At 69.1% G+C, this 17374-nt stretch carries 17 protein-coding genes; 9 read left to right on the top strand and 8 right to left on the bottom strand.

Features of this window, described 5'->3' with window-relative positions:
• Positions 1 to 41: 41 nt before the first annotated feature.
• Positions 42 to 2000 carry an asparagine synthase (glutamine-hydrolyzing) gene (gene asnB / locus VFW69_RS11635; protein WP_526501320.1) on the top strand — a complete coding sequence of 653 codons (1959 nt, stop codon included), beginning with the start codon at positions 42 to 44 and terminating at the stop codon, positions 1998 to 2000.
• 111 nt (positions 2001 to 2111) lie between these two features.
• Here the strand turns inward: asnB and VFW69_RS11630 are convergent, their stop codons facing one another.
• Positions 2112 to 3083, bottom strand: coding sequence for a carbohydrate kinase family protein (locus VFW69_RS11630; RefSeq protein WP_526501318.1), 972 nt, complete (start codon positions 3081 to 3083; stop codon positions 2112 to 2114).
• 184 nt (positions 3084 to 3267) lie between these two features.
• Between VFW69_RS11630 and VFW69_RS11625 the strand changes: the two genes are divergently transcribed.
• Positions 3268 to 3960 (top strand): Rv0361 family membrane protein, encoded by a 693-nt coding sequence (locus tag VFW69_RS11625; protein WP_526501316.1) that lies wholly within the window; start codon positions 3268 to 3270, stop codon positions 3958 to 3960.
• Positions 3961 to 4016: 56 nt separating this feature from the next.
• On the opposite strand, the gene VFW69_RS11620 is transcribed toward VFW69_RS11625, so the two are convergent.
• A complete protein-coding gene (locus tag VFW69_RS11620) occupies positions 4017 to 4376 on the bottom strand; it encodes a HesB/IscA family protein (RefSeq protein ID WP_526501314.1) in 360 nt (119 codons plus the stop codon).
• 96 nt (positions 4377 to 4472) lie between these two features.
• A complete protein-coding gene (locus VFW69_RS11615; RefSeq protein ID WP_526501312.1) occupies positions 4473 to 5549 on the bottom strand; it encodes a glycerate kinase in 1077 nt (358 codons plus the stop codon).
• Positions 5550 to 5736: 187 nt separating this feature from the next.
• On the opposite strand from VFW69_RS11615, the gene VFW69_RS11610 reads away from it, so the two are divergent.
• From VFW69_RS11610 to VFW69_RS11595, 4 genes are read left to right on the top strand one after another with little or no spacing between them, the layout of a single operon-like run.
• Positions 5737 to 6429 carry a DUF3043 domain-containing protein gene (locus tag VFW69_RS11610; RefSeq protein WP_526501310.1) on the top strand — a complete coding sequence of 231 codons (693 nt, stop codon included), beginning with the start codon at positions 5737 to 5739 and terminating at the stop codon, positions 6427 to 6429.
• A 27-nt stretch (positions 6430 to 6456) separates the two neighbouring features.
• Positions 6457 to 6993, top strand: coding sequence for a bifunctional adenosylcobinamide kinase/adenosylcobinamide-phosphate guanylyltransferase (locus tag VFW69_RS11605; protein WP_526501308.1), 537 nt, complete (start codon positions 6457 to 6459; stop codon positions 6991 to 6993).
• Complete coding sequence (gene cobT / locus VFW69_RS11600) at positions 6990 to 8063, top strand: nicotinate-nucleotide--dimethylbenzimidazole phosphoribosyltransferase (protein ID WP_526501383.1); 1074 nt, start codon at positions 6990 to 6992, stop codon at positions 8061 to 8063. The genes VFW69_RS11605 and cobT overlap by 4 nt, the downstream gene beginning before the upstream one ends.
• The gene (locus tag VFW69_RS11595; RefSeq protein ID WP_526501306.1) at positions 8060 to 8836 is read left to right on the top strand and encodes an adenosylcobinamide-GDP ribazoletransferase; all 777 of its coding nucleotides are present in this window, start codon (positions 8060 to 8062) and stop codon (positions 8834 to 8836) included. Before cobT ends, VFW69_RS11595 begins: the two co-directional genes overlap by 4 nt.
• A gap of 69 nt (positions 8837 to 8905) precedes the next feature.
• Here VFW69_RS11595 and VFW69_RS11590 read toward each other — a convergent pair whose 3' ends face one another.
• A complete protein-coding gene (locus tag VFW69_RS11590; protein WP_526501304.1) occupies positions 8906 to 10015 on the bottom strand; it encodes a branched-chain amino acid aminotransferase in 1110 nt (369 codons plus the stop codon).
• A 55-nt stretch (positions 10016 to 10070) separates the two neighbouring features.
• Positions 10071 to 11165: a glycine cleavage system aminomethyltransferase GcvT gene (gene gcvT / locus VFW69_RS11585; RefSeq protein WP_526501302.1), complete on the bottom strand. Its 1095-nt coding sequence runs from the start codon at positions 11163 to 11165 to the stop codon at positions 10071 to 10073.
• A gap of 44 nt (positions 11166 to 11209) precedes the next feature.
• Here gcvT and VFW69_RS11580 point away from each other — a divergent pair, with 44 nt between their 5' ends.
• Complete coding sequence (locus VFW69_RS11580; protein ID WP_526501300.1) at positions 11210 to 12313, top strand: adenylate/guanylate cyclase domain-containing protein; 1104 nt, start codon at positions 11210 to 11212, stop codon at positions 12311 to 12313.
• 32 nt (positions 12314 to 12345) lie between these two features.
• Positions 12346 to 13899 carry a leucyl aminopeptidase gene (locus VFW69_RS11575; RefSeq protein WP_526501298.1) on the top strand — a complete coding sequence of 518 codons (1554 nt, stop codon included), beginning with the start codon at positions 12346 to 12348 and terminating at the stop codon, positions 13897 to 13899.
• Here the strand turns inward: VFW69_RS11575 and VFW69_RS11570 are convergent.
• Positions 13896 to 15491, bottom strand: a complete 1596-nt coding sequence (locus VFW69_RS11570; protein WP_526501296.1) for a phytoene desaturase family protein — start codon at positions 15489 to 15491, stop codon at positions 13896 to 13898. The genes VFW69_RS11575 and VFW69_RS11570 overlap by 4 nt on opposite strands.
• Positions 15488 to 15937: an SRPBCC family protein gene (locus VFW69_RS11565; protein WP_526501294.1), complete on the bottom strand. Its 450-nt coding sequence runs from the start codon at positions 15935 to 15937 to the stop codon at positions 15488 to 15490. Before VFW69_RS11565 ends, VFW69_RS11570 begins: the two co-directional genes overlap by 4 nt.
• Positions 15938 to 16079: 142 nt before the next feature.
• Between VFW69_RS11565 and VFW69_RS11560 the strand changes: the two genes are divergently transcribed.
• Complete coding sequence (locus VFW69_RS11560; protein ID WP_526501292.1) at positions 16080 to 16421, top strand: aminopeptidase; 342 nt, start codon at positions 16080 to 16082, stop codon at positions 16419 to 16421.
• 6 nt (positions 16422 to 16427) lie between these two features.
• On the opposite strand, the gene VFW69_RS11555 is transcribed toward VFW69_RS11560, so the two are convergent.
• Positions 16428 to 17374 (bottom strand): SDR family oxidoreductase (locus VFW69_RS11555; protein ID WP_526501290.1); only part of this gene is annotated, 947 nt, incomplete at its 5' end.

Below are 17374 nucleotides of genomic sequence, written 5' to 3'. Positions count from 1 at the left end.
ACGCCAACGCACGTCCCCCAAGTGCGGCATACTGGGGCGCCGTGTGTGGTCTGCTGGCGTTCGTTGCCGCCCCGGAGGGCTCGGATGAAGAAGCGGCCGCCGCCCGAGCCGACGATGCCGTCGCGCGCGCGTCGCATTCGATGCGCCACCGCGGGCCTGACGAGCCCGGCACCTGGGTGGACCCGGACACCGACGGCTCCGCCGTTTTCGGCTTCAACCGGCTGTCCATCATCGACATCGCGCATTCGCATCAGCCGCTGCGCTGGGGGCCGCCCGAGGCACCCGACCGCTACGTGCTGGTGTTCAACGGCGAGATCTACAACTACCTCGAGCTGCGCGACGAACTGGCCACCCGGCACGGCGCCGTCTTCGCCACCGACGGCGACGGCGAGGCAATCGTCGCCGGCTACCACTACTGGGGCACCGACGTCTTGACACGGCTGCGCGGCATGTTCGCGTTCGCGCTGTGGGACACCGAGACGCGTGAATTGTTTTGCGCCCGAGACCCTTTCGGCATCAAACCACTGTTCATGGCGACCGGTGCCGGCGGCACCGCCGTGGCCAGCGAGAAGAAGTGCCTGCTGGACCTGGCCGAGCTGATCGGATTCGACACGGGGATCGACGCGCGGGCGGTGCAGCACTACACGGTCCTGCAGTACGTGCCCGAGCCCGAGACGCTGCACCGGGGGGTGCGCAGGCTTGAATCGGGCTGCTACGCCCGGATCCGTCCCGACCGCCTGCAACCCGAGGTCACCCGCTATTTCGCGCCGCGCTTTGCCGCGGTGCCAATGACCCGTGACACCGAGCAGGCCCGCTACGACGAGATCACCGCGGTGCTCGAGGACTCGGTGGCCAAGCACATGCGCGCCGACGTCACCGTCGGGGCCTTTTTGTCCGGGGGGATCGACTCCACCGCCATCGCGGCGCTGGCCATCCGGCACAACCCCCGGCTGATCACGTTCACCACCGGTTTCGAGCGCGAGGGCTTCTCTGAGATCGACGTCGCGGTGGCCTCGGCCGAGGCGATCGGCGCCCGCCACATCGCCAAGGTGGTCAAGCCCGACGAGTTCGTCGCCGCCCTGCCCGAGATCGTCTGGTACCTCGACGAGCCGGTGGCCGACCCCGCCCTGGTGCCGCTGTTCTTCGTCGCCCGGGAGGCCCGCAAGCACGTCAAGGTGGTGCTGTCCGGCGAAGGCGCCGACGAGCTGTTCGGCGGCTACACGATTTACCGCGAGCCGCTGTCGCTGAAACCCTTCAACTATTTGCCGCGCCCGCTGCGGCGGTCGATGGGCAAGGTGTCCAAACCCCTGCCTGACGGGATGCGGGGCAAGAGCCTGCTGCATCGCGGGTCGCTGACGCTCGAAGAGCGCTATTACGGGAATGCCCGCAGCTTCTCCGACGCGCAGCTGCGCGACGTGCTGCCCAACTTTCGCGAGGAGTGGACCCATACCGACGTCACCGCGTCGGTGTACGCCGAATCAGCGGGCTGGGATCCGGTGGCCCGCATGCAACACATCGACCTGTTCACCTGGCTGCGCGGCGACATCTTGGTCAAGGCCGACAAGATGACCATGGCCAACTCGCTGGAGCTTCGGGTGCCGTTCCTGGATCCCGAGGTGTTCGCCGTCGCCTCGCGGCTGCCGGTCGAGGCCAAGATCACCCGCGCGACGACGAAGTACGCGCTGCGGCGCGCATTGGAGCCGATCGTTCCGGCGCACGTGCTGCACCGGCCCAAGCTCGGGTTCCCGGTGCCGATCCGGCACTGGCTGCGTGCGGGCGATCTGCTGGAGTGGGCTTACACGATGGTGGACTCGTCGCAGGCCGGTCGCCTGGTCGACAAGGCCACCGTGCGCCGGATGCTCGACGAGCATCGCAACGGCCTCAGCGATCACAGCCGCCGGCTGTGGACTCTGCTGATCTTCATGCTCTGGCACGCGATCTTCGTCGAGCACAGCGTGGTGCCGCAGATCAGCGAGCCGCACTATCCTGTGCAGCTCTAGAGTGCGGTCTTCGAGTGTGCAGGCTGGGCGCGGGCTTTCGGCGTGTCGCCGCCGTCAGCTCACATTCGACGCCGTGAGTTCACACTCGATGCGGCCGGGCGGGGCGTCGCTCTAGGCGAGGACCGCCGCGATCTCGGCGGCCGCCTCGTCGCCGTAGGCGTCGGCCAGCCGGGTCTTGGCGACCGCGGAGTCCCACGTCCACTCCTGGGTTCCGGTGGACTCCAGCACCAGGACGGCGACCAGCGAACCCAGCTGAGCCGACCGCTCGAGGCTGAGCCCGGCGGTGCGGCCGGTGAGGAAACCGGCCCGGAACGCATCGCCGACGCCGGTGGGGTCGGTCTGGCTGGTCTCGGGCACCACGCCGACGTGGGTGATGGTTCCGTCGCGCTCGACGATGTCGACGCCCTTGGCGCCCAGCGTGGTCACCCGCAGGTCGACCTTCTTCTGCACGTCGGCCTCGGACCAGCCGGTCTTAGAGAGCAGCAGTTCCCACTCGTAGTCGTTGGTGAACAGGTAGGCGGCCCCATCGACCAGCTTGTCGATCTCCTCTCCGGACAGGCGCGGCAACTGCTGCGACGGGTCGGCGGCGAACGGCAGGCCGAGCTTGCGGCACTCCTCGGTGTGCACCACCATCGCGTCCGGGTCGTTGGCCCCCACGATCACCAGGTCGGGCTTGCCCGCGGACGCGAGGTCGGCGAGCTTGAGGTTGCGGGCCTCCGACATGGCACCGGGATAGAAGGATGCGATCTGGGCCATGTCCAGGTCGGTGGTGCAGACGAAACGCGCGGTTTTCGCGGTCTGCGAGATCAGCACGTGGTCGCAGTTGACGCCGTGCGACTGCAGCCATTCGCGGTACTCGCCGAAGTCGTCGCCGGCCGCACCCACCAGCGCCACGTCGCCGCCCAGGACGCCGATGGCGAAGGCGATGTTGCCGGCCACGCCGCCGCGGTGAATCACCAGGTCGTCAACGAGAAAACTCAGGGACACCTTCTGCAGGTGCTCGGCCAGCAGGTGCTCGGAAAACCGGCCGGGGAACCGCATCAGATTGTCGGTCGCAATCGAACCTGTCACCGCGATCGTCACGAAAACTCCATCCTTCATTAGTAAGGTTATCTAGCTTACTCACGCGTCTCGACCGTCGCTGTTTGCACGGTCGGCGCGAGGCAGTGCGCTAGCCTCCCTAGGGAACTCACTCAAGTCGCCGGGATCACATTGCTCGGGCCCGCAACCCGCTTGCAGTCCCGTCTACCACCGTAGGAGAACCACGATGGCAGGTCCGCACTCGCCGAACCACACCGTCGGGGGCGGCAGCGGCGGACCGAGCGGACATGAGCCCCCAAGCGAATCCCAGCCACTCGAGTTTCCGGATGACCCCAACACCGGTGGCCCGGGCTTCGCCCCAGCTCCGCAGGCAGGGCCCGCTTCCGCCAATTATGCCGGGCAGCCCCCGGGCCCGCTCCCGTACCCGCCGCAGCGGTCCAAGCGGCGGCTGATCGTCGGCATCGTGCTGGCCATCGTGCTCGTCGCGGTGCTGACGGTGGCCATCGTGTACGGGGTCCGCACCAACGGGGCCAACACCGGCACGACGTTCTCCGAGGGCGCGGCGAAGACGGCCATCCAGGGCTATCTGGACGCGCTCGAGCACCGCGACATCGACGAGATCGCCCGAAACGCACTGTGCGGCCTGTACGACGGCGTCCAGGACAAACGATCCGACCAGGCCTTGGCCAAGCTCAGCAGCGACGCATTCCGCAAGCAGTTCTCCGAGGTCGAGCTGACCTCGATCGACAAGATCGTGTACCTGTCGCAGTATCAGGCCCAGGCGTTGTTCACCATGCGGGTGTCCCCGGTGAGCGGCGGCCCGATGCACCGGCAGGTGCAGGGCATCGCGCAGCTGCTGTTCCAGCGCGGCCAGATCATGGTCTGCTCGTATGTGCTGCGCACCGGCGGCTCGTACTAGACACACCGTCAGCCGGACTGCACGGTCCGGCTGACGGATTTGCGGGATTTAACCGATCAGTTGAACGAGTCGCCGCAGGCGCACGATCCGCCGGCGTTGGGGTTGTCGATGGTGAAACCCTGCTTCTCGATGGTGTCCACGAAATCGATGGACGCGCCTTCGACGTAGGGCGCGCTCATCCGGTCCACCGTCAGCTTCACACCGCCGAACTCCGCGCTCAGGTCGCCGTCCAGCGCCCGGTCGTCGAAGAAGAGGTTGTAGCGCAGGCCGGCACACCCGCCCGGCTGCACCGCGATGCGCAGCGCCAGGTCATCGCGGCCCTCCTGGTCCAGCAGGGACTTTGCCTTGGTGGCGGCGGCCTCGGTCAGGATCACGCCGTGGGTCGTCGTGGCGTTCGACTCGTTTTGCACCGTCATTGCTTTCTCCTACATGCCTCATCGTTGGGTGGGTCGATCAAGCCCGAAATCGCCGGCTTGCGCCGGGCGATCCGGACCGCCCGAAAGTCCACTCCATCAACGGTACCTTGCAGGACCGCTATTCCCGAGTCGCGCCGCAACTACGGATGCCAGCCCCATGAGCTGGTTGGCCGCGTCGGCCTGCGCCAGGCGCACCGATCCGGCGTGCTCGGCGATGGATAGCGCGGCCATGATTCCCGCCGAGCGCACCGTCGCGTTGTCCAGATCGACCTGGCCGGCCAGCACGACCACCGGAATCCCCCGCGGCCGGGCCGCGTCGGCGAGAAATCCCACCACCTTCCCGTGCAGGGATTGCTCGTCGAACCGGCCCTCACCGGTGACGATCAGCTCCGCGGTGTCCAGGTCGTCGGACAACCGGGTGTGCTCGGCGATGATGGCCGCCCCGGACTCACAGCGTCCGCCGAGCGCCAGCAGCCCGGCGCCGATGCCGCCGGCGGCCGCGGCGCCCGGCTCGGCGCTCACGTCCCGCCCGGCCACCGCCTCCAGGATTAGCGCCCACGCCTGCAGGCGAACTTCCAGTGCCGCGACGGTGGCCGTGTCGGCGCCCTTCTGCGGTCCGAACACCCGGGCCGCCCCCCACGGTCCCAGCAGCGGGTATTCGGTGTCGGAGGCGGCGATCAGCTCCACATCGCCCAATTTCCGGCGGGCGGTGTCCAGGCCGCCGAGTTCGGCGATCATGCCCTGCCCGCCGTCGGTGCAGGCGCTGCCGCCCAGCCCGACCACGATACGGGTCGCCCCGACCCGCAACGCCTCGGCGATCAGCTGCCCGACGCCTTTGCTGTGCGCGGCCATCGCGGTCTCCGGGGTGGGTGCTCCGCCGATCAGCGCCAAACCGCACGCTTGCGCGCACTCCAGGTAGGCGGTGGCCGAGCCGCGATCGAACACCCAATCGGCATCGACCATGGCTTTCAGCGGTCCGGACACCCGCAGGCGCCGCGTCTCCCCCAGCCGGCTGGCCAGCACCTCGACGAAGCCGGGGCCGCCGTCGGATTGCGGGGCGACGATGAACCGGTCGCCGGGACGCGACCGCGTCCAGCCGGTCGCGATGGCGGCGGAGGCTTCGAGGGCCGACATCGTGTCGGCATAGCAGTCCGGGGCCACCAGAACTTGCATGGCGGGCAATTGAAGACGGCCGGGGGCCAGGCCGGGACCATCATCAGAGTCCATTGACCCGTTGCCCATCAAATGCAGCCGTTCATCTCGTGTAAGAGTAGGGCCAAGTGAGGCGCTCAGCAGGTCTAATAGAAAGGCATTCCAGGCGAATTCCGGCCCGAGTCGTCCGCGAAGTAACCTGGCCACTGTGAAGCTGTTGGGCCGCAAGAAAGGCCAGGACCCCGACCTCGACGAGAGCGCCGCCGCCCCGGCCGCCGCCGGCGTTGCCGGCGCCTCGGGCGACGCAACCCGCGAGGCGCAGCGGACGGGGCCCAAGGGACGGCCCACACCCAAGCGCAACGAGGCCCGCCGCAACGCCAGGAAGGGACCGATCGCGCCCGCGCCCATGACGGCCTCCGAGGCTCGGGCCCGGCGCAAAACGCTCGCCGGTCCCAAGCTGAGCCGCGAGGAGCGCCGGGCGGATAAGGTCGCCGGCCGTGCCCGCATGTCGGATCGCCGAGAGCGGATGATGGCCGGCGAAGAGGGCTACCTGTTGCCGCGCGACCAGGGACCCATCCGCCGCTACGTTCGCGACGTGGTGGACTCCCGGCGCAACCTGCTGGGGCTGTTCATGCCGTCGACCCTGTTCTTGATGTTCGTCATGTTCGGCGTGCCGCAGCTGCAGCTGTGGGTGTCGCCGGCCATGCTGGCGCTGATGGCCGTGATGAGCGTCGACGGCCTGATTTTGGGCCGCAAGGTCAGCAGGCTGGTCGACGCGAAATTCCCGAGCAACACCGAAAGCCGTTGGAAGCTAGGTCTTTACGCCGCCAGCCGGGCGTCTCAGATGCGCCGGATGCGGACGCCGCGGCCCCAGGTCAAGCACGGCGGCAGTGTCGATTAAAGCTCACCGGAAGGCGGGCTGACACCGGTGCGCACCCTGGTGCTCGGCGGGATCAGGTCAGGCAAATCGCAGTGGGCGGAGGAAACCATCGCCGACGGGCTGCCGGCCGGACAGGCGATTCACTACCTGGCGCCCGGGCCGGCCGGCCACGACGATGCGGCCTGGGCACAACGGATCGCCCAGCATCGCAGCCGCCGGCCCGCGCATTGGTCGACGATCGAAACCGACGACATCGCAACGCACTTGCGTCAATCGCCGGATACCCCGACGCTGGTCGACGATCTGGGCACCTGGCTGACCGGCGCGCTGGACCGCACCAACGCCTGGGATGACGGCTCGGTGGCCGCCCCCGTCGATGACGTGCTGGCCGCGGTCGGCGACTTCCCTTCCCCACTGGTGCTGGTCAGCCCGGAGGTCGGGTTGACGGTAGTACCCGCAACCGCCTCCGGACGCCGGTTCGCCGACGAACTGGGCAGCCTCAACCAGCGTCTCGCACGGCTGTGCGACCGGGTGGTGCTGGTGGTGGCCGGGCAGCCGGTACCGATCAAACCGTCGGGGACCTGATGGAATTCGCCGCCGTCTCGCCGCCCGACGCGGGGGCCGCCGCCGCCGCCCGTGCCCGCCAGGACACCCTGACCAAGCCCAAGGGCGCGCTGGGCCGCCTCGAGGATTTGTCGGTGTGGGTCGCGTCGTGTCAAGGACAGTGCCCGCCAAAACAATTCGAGCGCGCCCGGGTGGTGGTGTTCGCCGGTGACCACGGCGTCGCCCGCTCAGGGGTGTCGGCCTACCCGCCGGAGGTGACCGCACAGATGGTCGCCAACTTCGATGCCGCCGGAGCCGCGATCAACGCGCTCGCCGACATCGCCGGGGCGACGGTGCGGGTCGCGGACCTCGCGGTCGACGCGGACCCGCTGACCGAACGGATCGGCGCCCACAAGGTGCGACGCGCCAGCGGCGACATCCGGGTTGAGGACGCGTTGAGCGACGACGAGACCGCGCGGGCGCTCGAAGCCGGCGCCGCCATCGCCGACGAGGAGGTCGATGCCGGAGCCGACCTGCTGATCGCCGGCGACATGGGGATCGGAAACACTACAGCCGCAGCGGTATTGGTGGCCGCGCTGACGAACGCCGAGCCGGTCGTGGTGGTGGGCTTCGGCACCGGGATCGATGACGCCGGGTGGGCCCGCAAGACGGCCGCGGTGCGCGATGCCCTGTTTCGGGCGCGGCAGGTGCTGCCGGATCCGGTCGCACTGCTGCGCCGCGCCGGCGGCGCCGACCTGGCCGCGATGGCCGGCTTTTGCGCGCAGGCCGCGGTCCGGCGCACGCCGCTGCTGCTCGACGGCATGGCGGTGACGGCGGCCGCGCTGGTCGCCGAGCACCTGGCACCCGGCGCCCGGTTGTGGTGGCAGGCTGGTCACCGGTCCACCGAGCCCGCTCACACGCTGGCGCTGACGGCGCTGGATTTGGAGCCGATTCTCGACCTCCGCATGCGGTTGGGCGAGGGCACCGGCGCTGCGCTCGCGCTGCCGGTGTTACGCGCCGCGGTGGCCGCCCTAGCGTCGATGGCGACCTTCACCCAAGCCCGTGTGTCCAACCGCACGGACAGTCCCGATCAGGCCGCCCCACCATCGTGATCCGTTCTCTGGCAACGGCTTTCGCGTTCGGGACGGTGGTGCCCGTCCCGGGGGGCGGCAACGCGCCGATGGGCCGCGGCGCCATGACCGCGCTGCCGGTGGTGGGCGCCGCCCTGGGGGCGTTGGCCGCGGCCGTGACCTGGGGTGGGGCTCACGTGTTCGGACCGCCCGGCGCGATGTCCAGCCCGCTGCCCGGTCTGCTCGCGGTCACGGTGCTGCTGCTGATGACCCGCGGCCTGCATCTCGACGGTGTCGCCGATACCGCCGACGGCCTGGGCTGCTACGGGCCGCCGCAGCGCGCGCTGGCGGTGATGCGCGAAGGATCGACCGGGCCGTTCGGCGTCGCCGCCGTGGTGGTGGTGATCATGTTGCAGGCGCTGGCGTTTGCGGCGCTGGGGGCCACTGGCCGGGTGGTCCCCGGGGCGGCCGCGGTGGCCGTGGCGGTTTTCGCGGGCCGGGTGACCGCGGTGCTCGCGGGCCACCGCTCGGTGCCGGCGGCCGACGGCAGCGCCCTGGGTGCCCGAGTCGCCGGAAGCCAGCCGACTCCGGTGGTGGCGGCCTGGGTCGCGGTGCTGCTGGCCGTTTCGCTGGTGGCCGGGCCGCGGCTGTGGCAGGGACCGGTGGTGGTGCTGGTGGGCCTGGGCTGCGGCGCGATCCTGGTGCGGCACTGCGTTCACCGATTCGGCGGCATCACCGGTGACGTGCTGGGCGCCGCGATCGAACTGACCGCGACGGTGGCCGCGGTGCTGCTCGCGGGTCTGGCGCGGTTCTAGCTGCGAGCGCCCGGCAGGCCGGGCATTCGGGCGCGACCGCCCGGCTCGCCAGGCGGTCAGGCGAGAGGCTCAGCCCAGCTTTGCCATCCAGCCGTGGGTGTCGGCGAAGGTGCCGCGCTGAATCCCGGTCAGGGTGTCGCGCAGCGCCATCGTCACCTCGCCGGGTTGGCCGTCGGCGACGGTGAACTCGGCGTCGCCGTACTTCACCTGCGAGACGGGGGTGATGACCGCGGCGGTGCCGCAGGCGAACACCTCGGTGATCTCCCCGGCCGCTGCCTTCTTCTGCCATTCGTCGATATCGATCCTGCGTTCCTCGATGGCGAACCCGGCGTCAATCGCCAGCTGCAGCAGAGAGTTTCGGGTGATGCCGGGCAGCAGCGAGCCGGACAGCTCCGGTGTGACCAGCCGCGCCGAGCCGCCGCTGCCGAACACGAAGAAGATGTTCATCCCGCCCATCTCTTCGACGAAGCGCCGTTCGACGGCGTCCAGCCACACCACTTGATCGCAGCCGTTGGCCGCGGCTTCGGCCTGAGCCGACAGGGAGGCCGCGTAGTTGCCCCCGAACTTGGCTGCGCCGGTCCCACCGGGGCTGGCCCGCACGTACTCCGTCGACACCCACACGGTGACCGGGGTGATACCACCCTTGAAATAGGCGCCGGCCGGCGAAGCGATCAGCAGGTAGCGGTAGCGCTTGGACGGCCGCACCCCCAATCCGGGCTCGGTGGCGATGACGAACGGGCGCAGGTACAACGCATCCTCGCCGCCGGCGGCCGGGACCCACGCGTTGTCGACGGCGATGAGTTGTCGCAGCGATTCCATGAACAGCTCTTCGGGCAGCTCCGGGATCGCGAGCCGGCGCGCCGAGGACCGTAGCCGGGCGGCGTTGGCCTCGGCGCGAAACGACACGATCGAGCCGTCGGCCCAGCGGTACGCCTTGAGTCCCTCGAAGATTTCCTGCGCGTAGTGCAGCACGATCGCCGACGGGTCCAGCTCGATGGGGCCGTAGGGGATGACACGCGCGTCGTGCCAACCTTCGCCGGTCTCGTCGTAGTCGATCGACACCATGTGATCGGTGAAGTATTTGCCGAAACCGGGCTCGGCCAGGATGGTTTCGCGTTCAGCATCGGTTGCCGGATTTGCCGAGCGCGAAACCGTGAACTCACGGGAGCCACTGGTCATTGGCTGATTGTATATCCGCCTACCGAATCGGATTTCGCCCGCGCACGCGGCGCGGCTAGCGGGTTTTCACCGCGACGAAGGGCGGGCGCACGACTCCACATGCGGCGCGACGGCCGCGGACGTCGACGGTGATCTCCTGACCGTCCTCGACTCCGGCACCGGTGTCGATGAGCGCCAGCGCGATCCCGGCCTGCAGCGTCGGGGAGAACGTGCCCGAGGTGGTGACTCCCACCGGGGTGTCGCCGGCGAGCACGGTCAGCCCGGCGCGCAGCACGCCCCGGCCCACCATCTTCAGCCCGCGCAACAGCCGCGCCGGGCCCGCCTCCTTCTCGGCCAGCAGGGCGTCCCGGCCGAAGAACGCTTCCTTCTTCCAGCCGATAGCCCAGCCGCAGCGGGCCTGTAGCGGGGAAATGTCGAGTCCGAGTTCGTGGCCGTGCAGCGGATAACCCATCTCGGTGCGCAGGGTGTCGCGAGCGCCCAGGCCGGCCGGCTCGCCGCCGGCCGCGCTGACCGCCGCGGCCAGGGCGTCGAACACCACACCGGCGGAGTCCCACGGCGGCAGCAGCTCGTAGCCGTGCTCGCCGGTGTAGCCGGTGCGGCAGACCCGCACCGGTACGCCGGAGAACGACGTGTCCGCGTACGCCATGTAATCCATGTCGGTGGGCAGGCCCAGCTCGCCGAGCACGTCGGCCGATCGCGGTCCCTGCACGGCCAGCACCGCATACGCGCGGTGCTCGTTGGTGATGGTCAGCCCGCTCGGGGCGGCGGCCTGCAGCGCGGCGACCACGGCGGCGGTGTTGGCGGCGTTGGGCACCAGGAAGATTTCGTCGTCGTCGACGTAGTAGGCGATCAGGTCGTCGACGACGCCGCCGGATTCGGTGCAGCACAACGTGTATTGCGCCTCGCCCGGCCCGATGCGATTCAAGTCGTTGGTGAGCGCGGAGTTGACGAACCGCGCCGCCCCCGGGCCGCGGACCAATGCTTTGCCCAGGTGGCTGACATCAAAAAGGCCGACCGCGGTGCGGGTCGCATTGTGCTCGCTGACGGTGCCGGCATACGACACCGGCATCAGCCAGCCGCCGAACTCGGCGAAGCTCGCACCCATCTCGCGATGACGGTCTTCCAGCGGTCCGTGCTCCAGCTCGCTCACGGCGTCCCACCCTAATCCGCTCCGATGCTGGCACACTTGGGCAGGTGTCCGAGTCGTATGACTTCGACGAGCTTGAGGCCGCCGGGATCGCCAACCCGCGTGAACGGGCCGACCTGATCAAGTACCTGGACGACCTTGGCTTCACGGTCGACGACATGGTCGAAGCCGAACGGCGCGGCCGGCTGTTCGGGCTCGCCGGTGATGTCCTGGCCTGGTCGGGTCGCCCGATCTATACCGTGCAAGCCGCGGCCGAGGAACTCGGCATAGCGGCCGAAGAGGTAGCGAATGCGTGGGCTTTGCTCGGCCTGACCGTCGCCGGGCCCGAAGTTCCCGTGCTGAGCCAGGCCGACGTCGACGCCCTGTCGACCTGGGTCGCGCTCAAGGTGGTGGTGGGTGAGGACGGCGCGCACGGCATGCTGAGGGTCCTGGGCGCCGCGATGGCCAGGCTCGCAGAGGCCGAGTCGACGGCGATCCGCGCCGGGACGCCGGACATCCAGATGACCCACACCCACGACGAGCTCGCCACGGCGCAGGCGTACCGCGCGGTCGCGGAGTTCGTCCCCCGGCTCGGTCCACTGATCGACGTCGTGCACCGCCACCACCTGACCGGCGCCCGAACCCACTTCGAGGGCGTCCTTCGCGACACCTCGGCAAGCGTGGTGTGCGGGATCGGTTTTGCCGACCTGTCCGGCTTCACCGTGCTCACCAACGCGCTTACCCCCGCGCAATTGTCGGACCTGCTGAACGAGTTCGCCGGAACCGTCTCAGACGTGATCCTTCGCGATGGCGGCCGGGTGGTGAAGTTCATCGGCGACGAGGTGATGTGGGTGAGCGCGTCGCCCGGGCAACTCGCCAGGGTGGCGGTCGATCTCGTCCACCACCCGCGGGCGCGCGAGGAGGGTCTGCAGGTCCGTGCCGGACTTGCCTACGGCACCGTCCTGGCGATCAGCGGCGACTATTTCGGCGGCCCGGTCAACCTGGCGGCGCGACTCGTGGCCGCCGCGGCGCCGGGACAGATCCTCGCCGACGCAGCGCTGCACGACGAGCTGCCGGACTGGCCCGCGGTCGCCCACGGCCCGTTGATGCTCAAGGGATTTGACGACCCGATGCCGGCTTTCGACCTGAGCGCGGGGACGCCACCGAGCTAAGGCCCTTCCGCGATTGACTAGGGTGATTATGCGTGAGTACCGAACCGGGGTATCAGGCCCCTTCCGTCACTGTCGCCTCCTCGCTGCCACGGCGCGCCGCCGCGTCCACCGTGCTGATCGTGCCGGTCGTCTCGACCGGCGAGGACGACAAGCCGGGTGCGGCCGTTGCGGCGGCCGAGCCGTTCCTGTCGTCCGGGGTGGTCGCTGAGATCGAATCGGGCCTGCGGGCGCTGGAGGCCACCGGGGGCGCCGAACAGGTGCACCGGCTGGTCGTGCCGTCGCTGCCGGTGTCCAGCGTGCTGACGATCGGCCTGGGCAAACCGCGGTCCGAGTGGCCGGCCGACACCATCCGTCGCGCCGCCGGTGTGGCCGCGCGGTCGCTTGGCAAGACCGAATCGGTGATCACCACGCTGGCTGAATTGCCCGGTGCGAGCGTCGCCTCGGCCGCCGTCGAGGGCCTGATCCTCGGCAGCTACCGGTTCACCGAATTCCGCAGCGACAAGACAGCCCCCAAAGACGAGGGGCTGCGCAAAATCACGGTGCTCGCCACCGCGAAGGACGCCAAGAACGACGCCGCGCACGCCGCCGCCGTGGCGACCGCCGTCGCCACCGCGCGCGACTTCGTCAACACCCCGCCCAGCCACCTCTTCCCCGCCGAATTCGCCAGGCGTGCAAAAGCTTTGGGTGAGTCCGTCGGCCTCGAGGTGGAAGTGCTGGACGACAAGGCGCTGCAGAAAGGCGGTTACGGGGGGATCATCGGCGTCGGGCAGGGCTCGTCGCGTCCGCCACGGCTGGTGCGCCTGACCCACCGCGGTTCGAAGCTGGCCAAAGCGAAGAAGGGCAAGGCGGTAAAGCGAGTCGCACTGGTCGGCAAGGGCGTCACGTTCGACACCGGCGGCATCTCGATCAAGCCGGCGGCGGGGATGCACCACATGACCTCGGACATGGGCGGTGCCGCCGCCGTGATCGCGACCGTCGCACTGGCCGCGCAGCGCAAACTTCCGATCGACGTGATCGCCACCGTGCCGATGGCCGAGAACATGCCGTCGAGCACGGCGCAGCGCCCGGGCGATGTGCTGACGCAGTACGGCGGAATCACGGTCGAGGTGCAGAACACCGACGCGGAGGGCCGGCTAATCCTGGCCGACGCCATCGTTCGGGCGTGCGAGGACAACCCCGATTACCTGATCGAGACGTCCACGCTGACCGGCGCGCAGACGGTGGCGCTCGGCGCCCGGATCCCCGGGGTGATGGGCAGCGACGAGTTTCGCGACCGCGTCGCGTCGATCTCGCAGCAGGTCGGTGAAAACGGCTGGCCGATGCCGCTGCCCGACGAACTCACCGAAGACCTGAAGTCCACGGTGGCCGACCTTTCGAACATCAGCGGGCAGCGCTTCGCCGGCATGCTGGTGGCGGGGGTGTTTTTGGGTGAATTCGTCGCCGACGGCGTGAGCTGGGCGCACATCGACGTGGCCGGACCGGCTTACAACACCGGCAGTCCGTGGGGCTACTCGCCCAAGGGCTCCACCGGCGTGCCGACGCGGACCATGTTCGCGGTGCTCGAGGACATCTGCGAAAAGGGCTAGCGAGTCAGCCGTTTGATCACGGCTCGGCCCAATTTGCGGCGTGGCCAGCCGGTCGCGCCGTCGGCGGCCAATGCGGCATTCGCCGCGTTACGCCCGCAGGCACCGTGTACCGAGCCACCCGGCGTCGCCGATGCGCTGCCCAAATAGAGGCGCTCGACCGGTGTTTCGGCTCGACCCATGCCGGGCGCGGGGCGGAAGACCAACATCTGCTGCAACTGCGCGGTTCCGCCGTTGAGCGCCCCGAGATGCAGGTTGGCGTCGCTGGCCTCGAGATCCGACGGCCGCTGCACGAACCGGTCGATCACCGCCGAACCGAAGCCCGGCGCATGCTCTTCGATGACCCGGTCCACCGCCGTGGCCAGCCGGTCCGCAGAAGCGTCGTCAGACACATTTCGCGGCAAATGCGTGTAGGCCCAGACACTTTCGGTGCCAGCGGGCGATCTGCTGGGATCCGCAGTGGTGGTCTGGCCCAACAACATGAAGGGATGCTCGGGTATGACGCGGGTGTTCAAGTCGGCCATCCAGCGAATCAGCCCATCCCCGTCGGCTCCCAAGTGGACGGTGCCCACCGACCGCAGGTTTTTGGCTCGCCACGGAATCGGTGTTGCCAGCGCATAGTTGACTTTCACCACCGGCGGATCCCACTCGTAGTGTTCGAGATCGCGGCGCAGTGCGGCCGGCACTGCGTCCGCCGGCAACATGTCGCAGAACAATCGCGGCGCCGTCACGTCGGCCACCACTGCACGGCGGGCGGTCACCGATCGCCCCTGTGCCGTGGTCACGCCGACTGCCCGGCCGCCCCGTACCTGGATGCGAGAAACGTTCTGATTACATTCGATTCGTGCTCCGGCCGAGCAGGCCCGTTTCACCAGAGCCGCGGTGAGTTGGCCCGATCCACCGACCGGCACCGGCCAGCCGTGATCCTGGGCCAGCATCGTCATCAGGAAGCCCATGGCGCCGCTGACGGGTGCATCCGGGGGGACGTCGGCGTGCATTGCATTGCCCAACAGCAACACTCGCGGCGCCTCACCCTCGAACAGCTGACTGGCCATGGCGTTGGCCGGCTGCACCAGCAGACGCGCGACCCGGACCGCTTCCGGCGTGCCGAGTTTGCGCAGCAGCCCCAGCAGCGGGCGCACCGGGGGGAAGGGCGCCAGCATGGCGTCGAGCAGTGGGGCCTTGATCTTGTTCCACAGCTCGACCAGACGCCACCAGTTCTCGCCGTCGGCGGGCGTTCGCCGCGCGAATTCCGCTGCCGTCTGGGCGGGATCGTGGTACACGATGGGCGGGTCGTCGTCGGCGGCATCGCGCGGGTGACCAACCACCGTCGGCGCATGCGACCATCGCAGCCCGTGGTCCTCCAAGTGCAGGGCCGTCATGGCCGGGGAGGCCACCGTCATCGGGTAGTAGGAGCTGAACAAATCGGTGATGTAGCCCGGTGTCAGCTCGGTGCTGCGCACCGCGCCGCCGGGTTCGGGCTGGGCTTCCAGCACCAGCACGTCCCAGCCCGCGTCGGCCAGCATCGACGCCGCCACCAGTCCGTTGTGTCCCGCCCCGATCACGACGGCATCGGCGGTGTCGCCCACGGTCACTTCACCTGGCTCGGCTCCAAGCGTTCCGACAAAGCCGCCAGCCGCCACAGGCACTCCTTGTTACGCGGATAGGCCGCCGCCAGCGCAAGCGAATCGGGAACGGCTCCCATCGGACCTTCAACGGGCACCTCGATCATCTCGATCCGGCAGCCCCCTGGAATCTCGTGCAGCAACATGGTGATTCGCGCGGCGCCCAGCGGACCCAGCCGGGCAAGCAGCACCAGCTTGTGCGGCGGTTCGCATTCCTCGACGATGGTCGCGTCGTTGATGACCAGCGGCCAAATCCCGATCGAGTGCCTGAGCGAGGAGCCGGGCTCCGGCCAATTCGGATCGACGGCCCGCGTGCGGCTGTTGCCCACCACCCACTGGGTGTAGGTCCAGCCCTGGGCAAGCACCTCCCACACCCGCTCACACGATTCGGGCACTTCGCGCGTTGCAGTGATCACTTAAAAACCCTCCATGTCTCGGCTACCTCGCCGGATACCCGGCAATCGAGGGGTTATTCGGCCTCAACCACGGGTTTACCGGCGGTGGACTGCGGTTAATCTCCCTAGCGGTCGAAAACCCCGACGTGGAAAGGGCGAAGCCATGACGACGCGACGGTTGATCCTCGGTGTGGGCGCCGTGCTGCTATTGGCCGGAATCATCGGACTGCTCGCGCCGGTGTCGGTTTCCGACAGCAATGGCCATTCGGTCGGATGCGGAAACGCCGTGGCGACGGACCTTTCCGCGGCCAGAAGCGCCAACAACAGCAGCGGGGCGAACATCCCGATTCTGAATCAGATCATCCCGCACACCGACTACGTCGCGCAGTGCCAGTCGTCGGTGGGCGGCCGGCGCGCGTGGGCGATACCGCTGGCCGTGCTCGGTGTCATCGCGATCGGCGCGACGTTGCTGACGGGACGTCGCGGAGCGGCACCGGGCGTTTAGCCCGCCTCAGATCACCCGCATCCGCGCGGCGTTGCGCAGCCCCTGCGGCGCCAGGCGCGAAAGGCCGTACAGCGCATAGGCTTCCGGCGCCACAGGACGAATCGGCTTCTTCTTTTTGACTGAAGACAAGATCGCGTTGGCGACCTTGTCGGGGCCATAGTGCCGCAGCGCGAACATCTTGCCCAACTGCCCGCGGCGACCGTCGACGGCGTCGGATTGCCTTCCCGCGGGCGCGTCGAATCGGGTGGAGTTGATGATGTTGGTGTCGATGACGCCCGGGCAGATCGTGGTCAGGCCCACGCCTGCGGCGTCGAGTTCGGCGCGCAGGCAGTCGGAGAACATGTAGGTCGCCGCCTTGGACGTGCAGTAGGCGTTCAGCGACTGCAGCGGGGCGTAGGCCGCCATCGACGACACGTTGACGATGTATCCGCCGGTGCCGCGTTCCACCATTCGCCGGGCGAACGACCGGCAGCCGTTGACCACACCGCCCAGGTTGATGTCGAGCACCCGGTCGAACTGCTCGGCCGGCGTGTCCAGGAATCCGCCCGCGTGCCCGATGCCGGCGTTGTTGACGACGATGTCCGGCACGCCGTGTTCGGTGCTGACCCGTTCGGCGAACGACTCCACCGCCTGCGCATCGGACACGTCGAGCACATAGGCGTGCGCGACGCCGCCCCGGGTGGCGATCTCGGCCGCGGTGGCCTTGACAGCGGCTTCGTCGATGTCGCTGATCACCAGCTCGGCGCCTTCGCGGGCGAAGGCGAACGCGGTCTCGCGGCCGATTCCGCTGCCGGCTCCGGTGACCGACACCAGGGTGTCGCCGAACGATCCGCGGGGACGCCCCACCTGCGCGCGCAGCAGTGCGCGGCTGGGTTGCCTGCCCTCGGCCTGGTCGGCGAACTCGCGCACCGCTGCCGCCATCACCTGGGGATGCGACATCGGCGAGAAGTGAC

Origin of the sequence: Mycobacterium sp., from assembly GCF_036273375.1 — a bacterium.
Classification (GTDB): Bacteria; Actinomycetota; Actinomycetes; order Mycobacteriales; family Mycobacteriaceae; genus Mycobacterium.
This window is presented reverse-complemented; position numbering and strand designations above follow the sequence as displayed.

Excerpts from the sequence above, each read along its gene's own strand:
- VFW69_RS11625 (WP_526501316.1), top strand. The coding sequence starts at position 3,268 with ATGGCAGGTCCGCACTCGCCGAACCACACCGTCGGGGGCGGCAGCGGC.
- VFW69_RS11620 (WP_526501314.1), bottom strand. The coding sequence starts at position 4,376 with ATGACGGTGCAAAACGAGTCGAACGCCACGACGACCCACGGCGTGATC.
- VFW69_RS11615 (WP_526501312.1), bottom strand. The coding sequence starts at position 5,549 with ATGCAAGTTCTGGTGGCCCCGGACTGCTATGCCGACACGATGTCGGCC.
- VFW69_RS11590 (WP_526501304.1), bottom strand. The coding sequence starts at position 10,015 with ATGACCAGTGGCTCCCGTGAGTTCACGGTTTCGCGCTCGGCAAATCCG.
- VFW69_RS11560 (WP_526501292.1), top strand. The coding sequence starts at position 16,080 with ATGACGACGCGACGGTTGATCCTCGGTGTGGGCGCCGTGCTGCTATTG.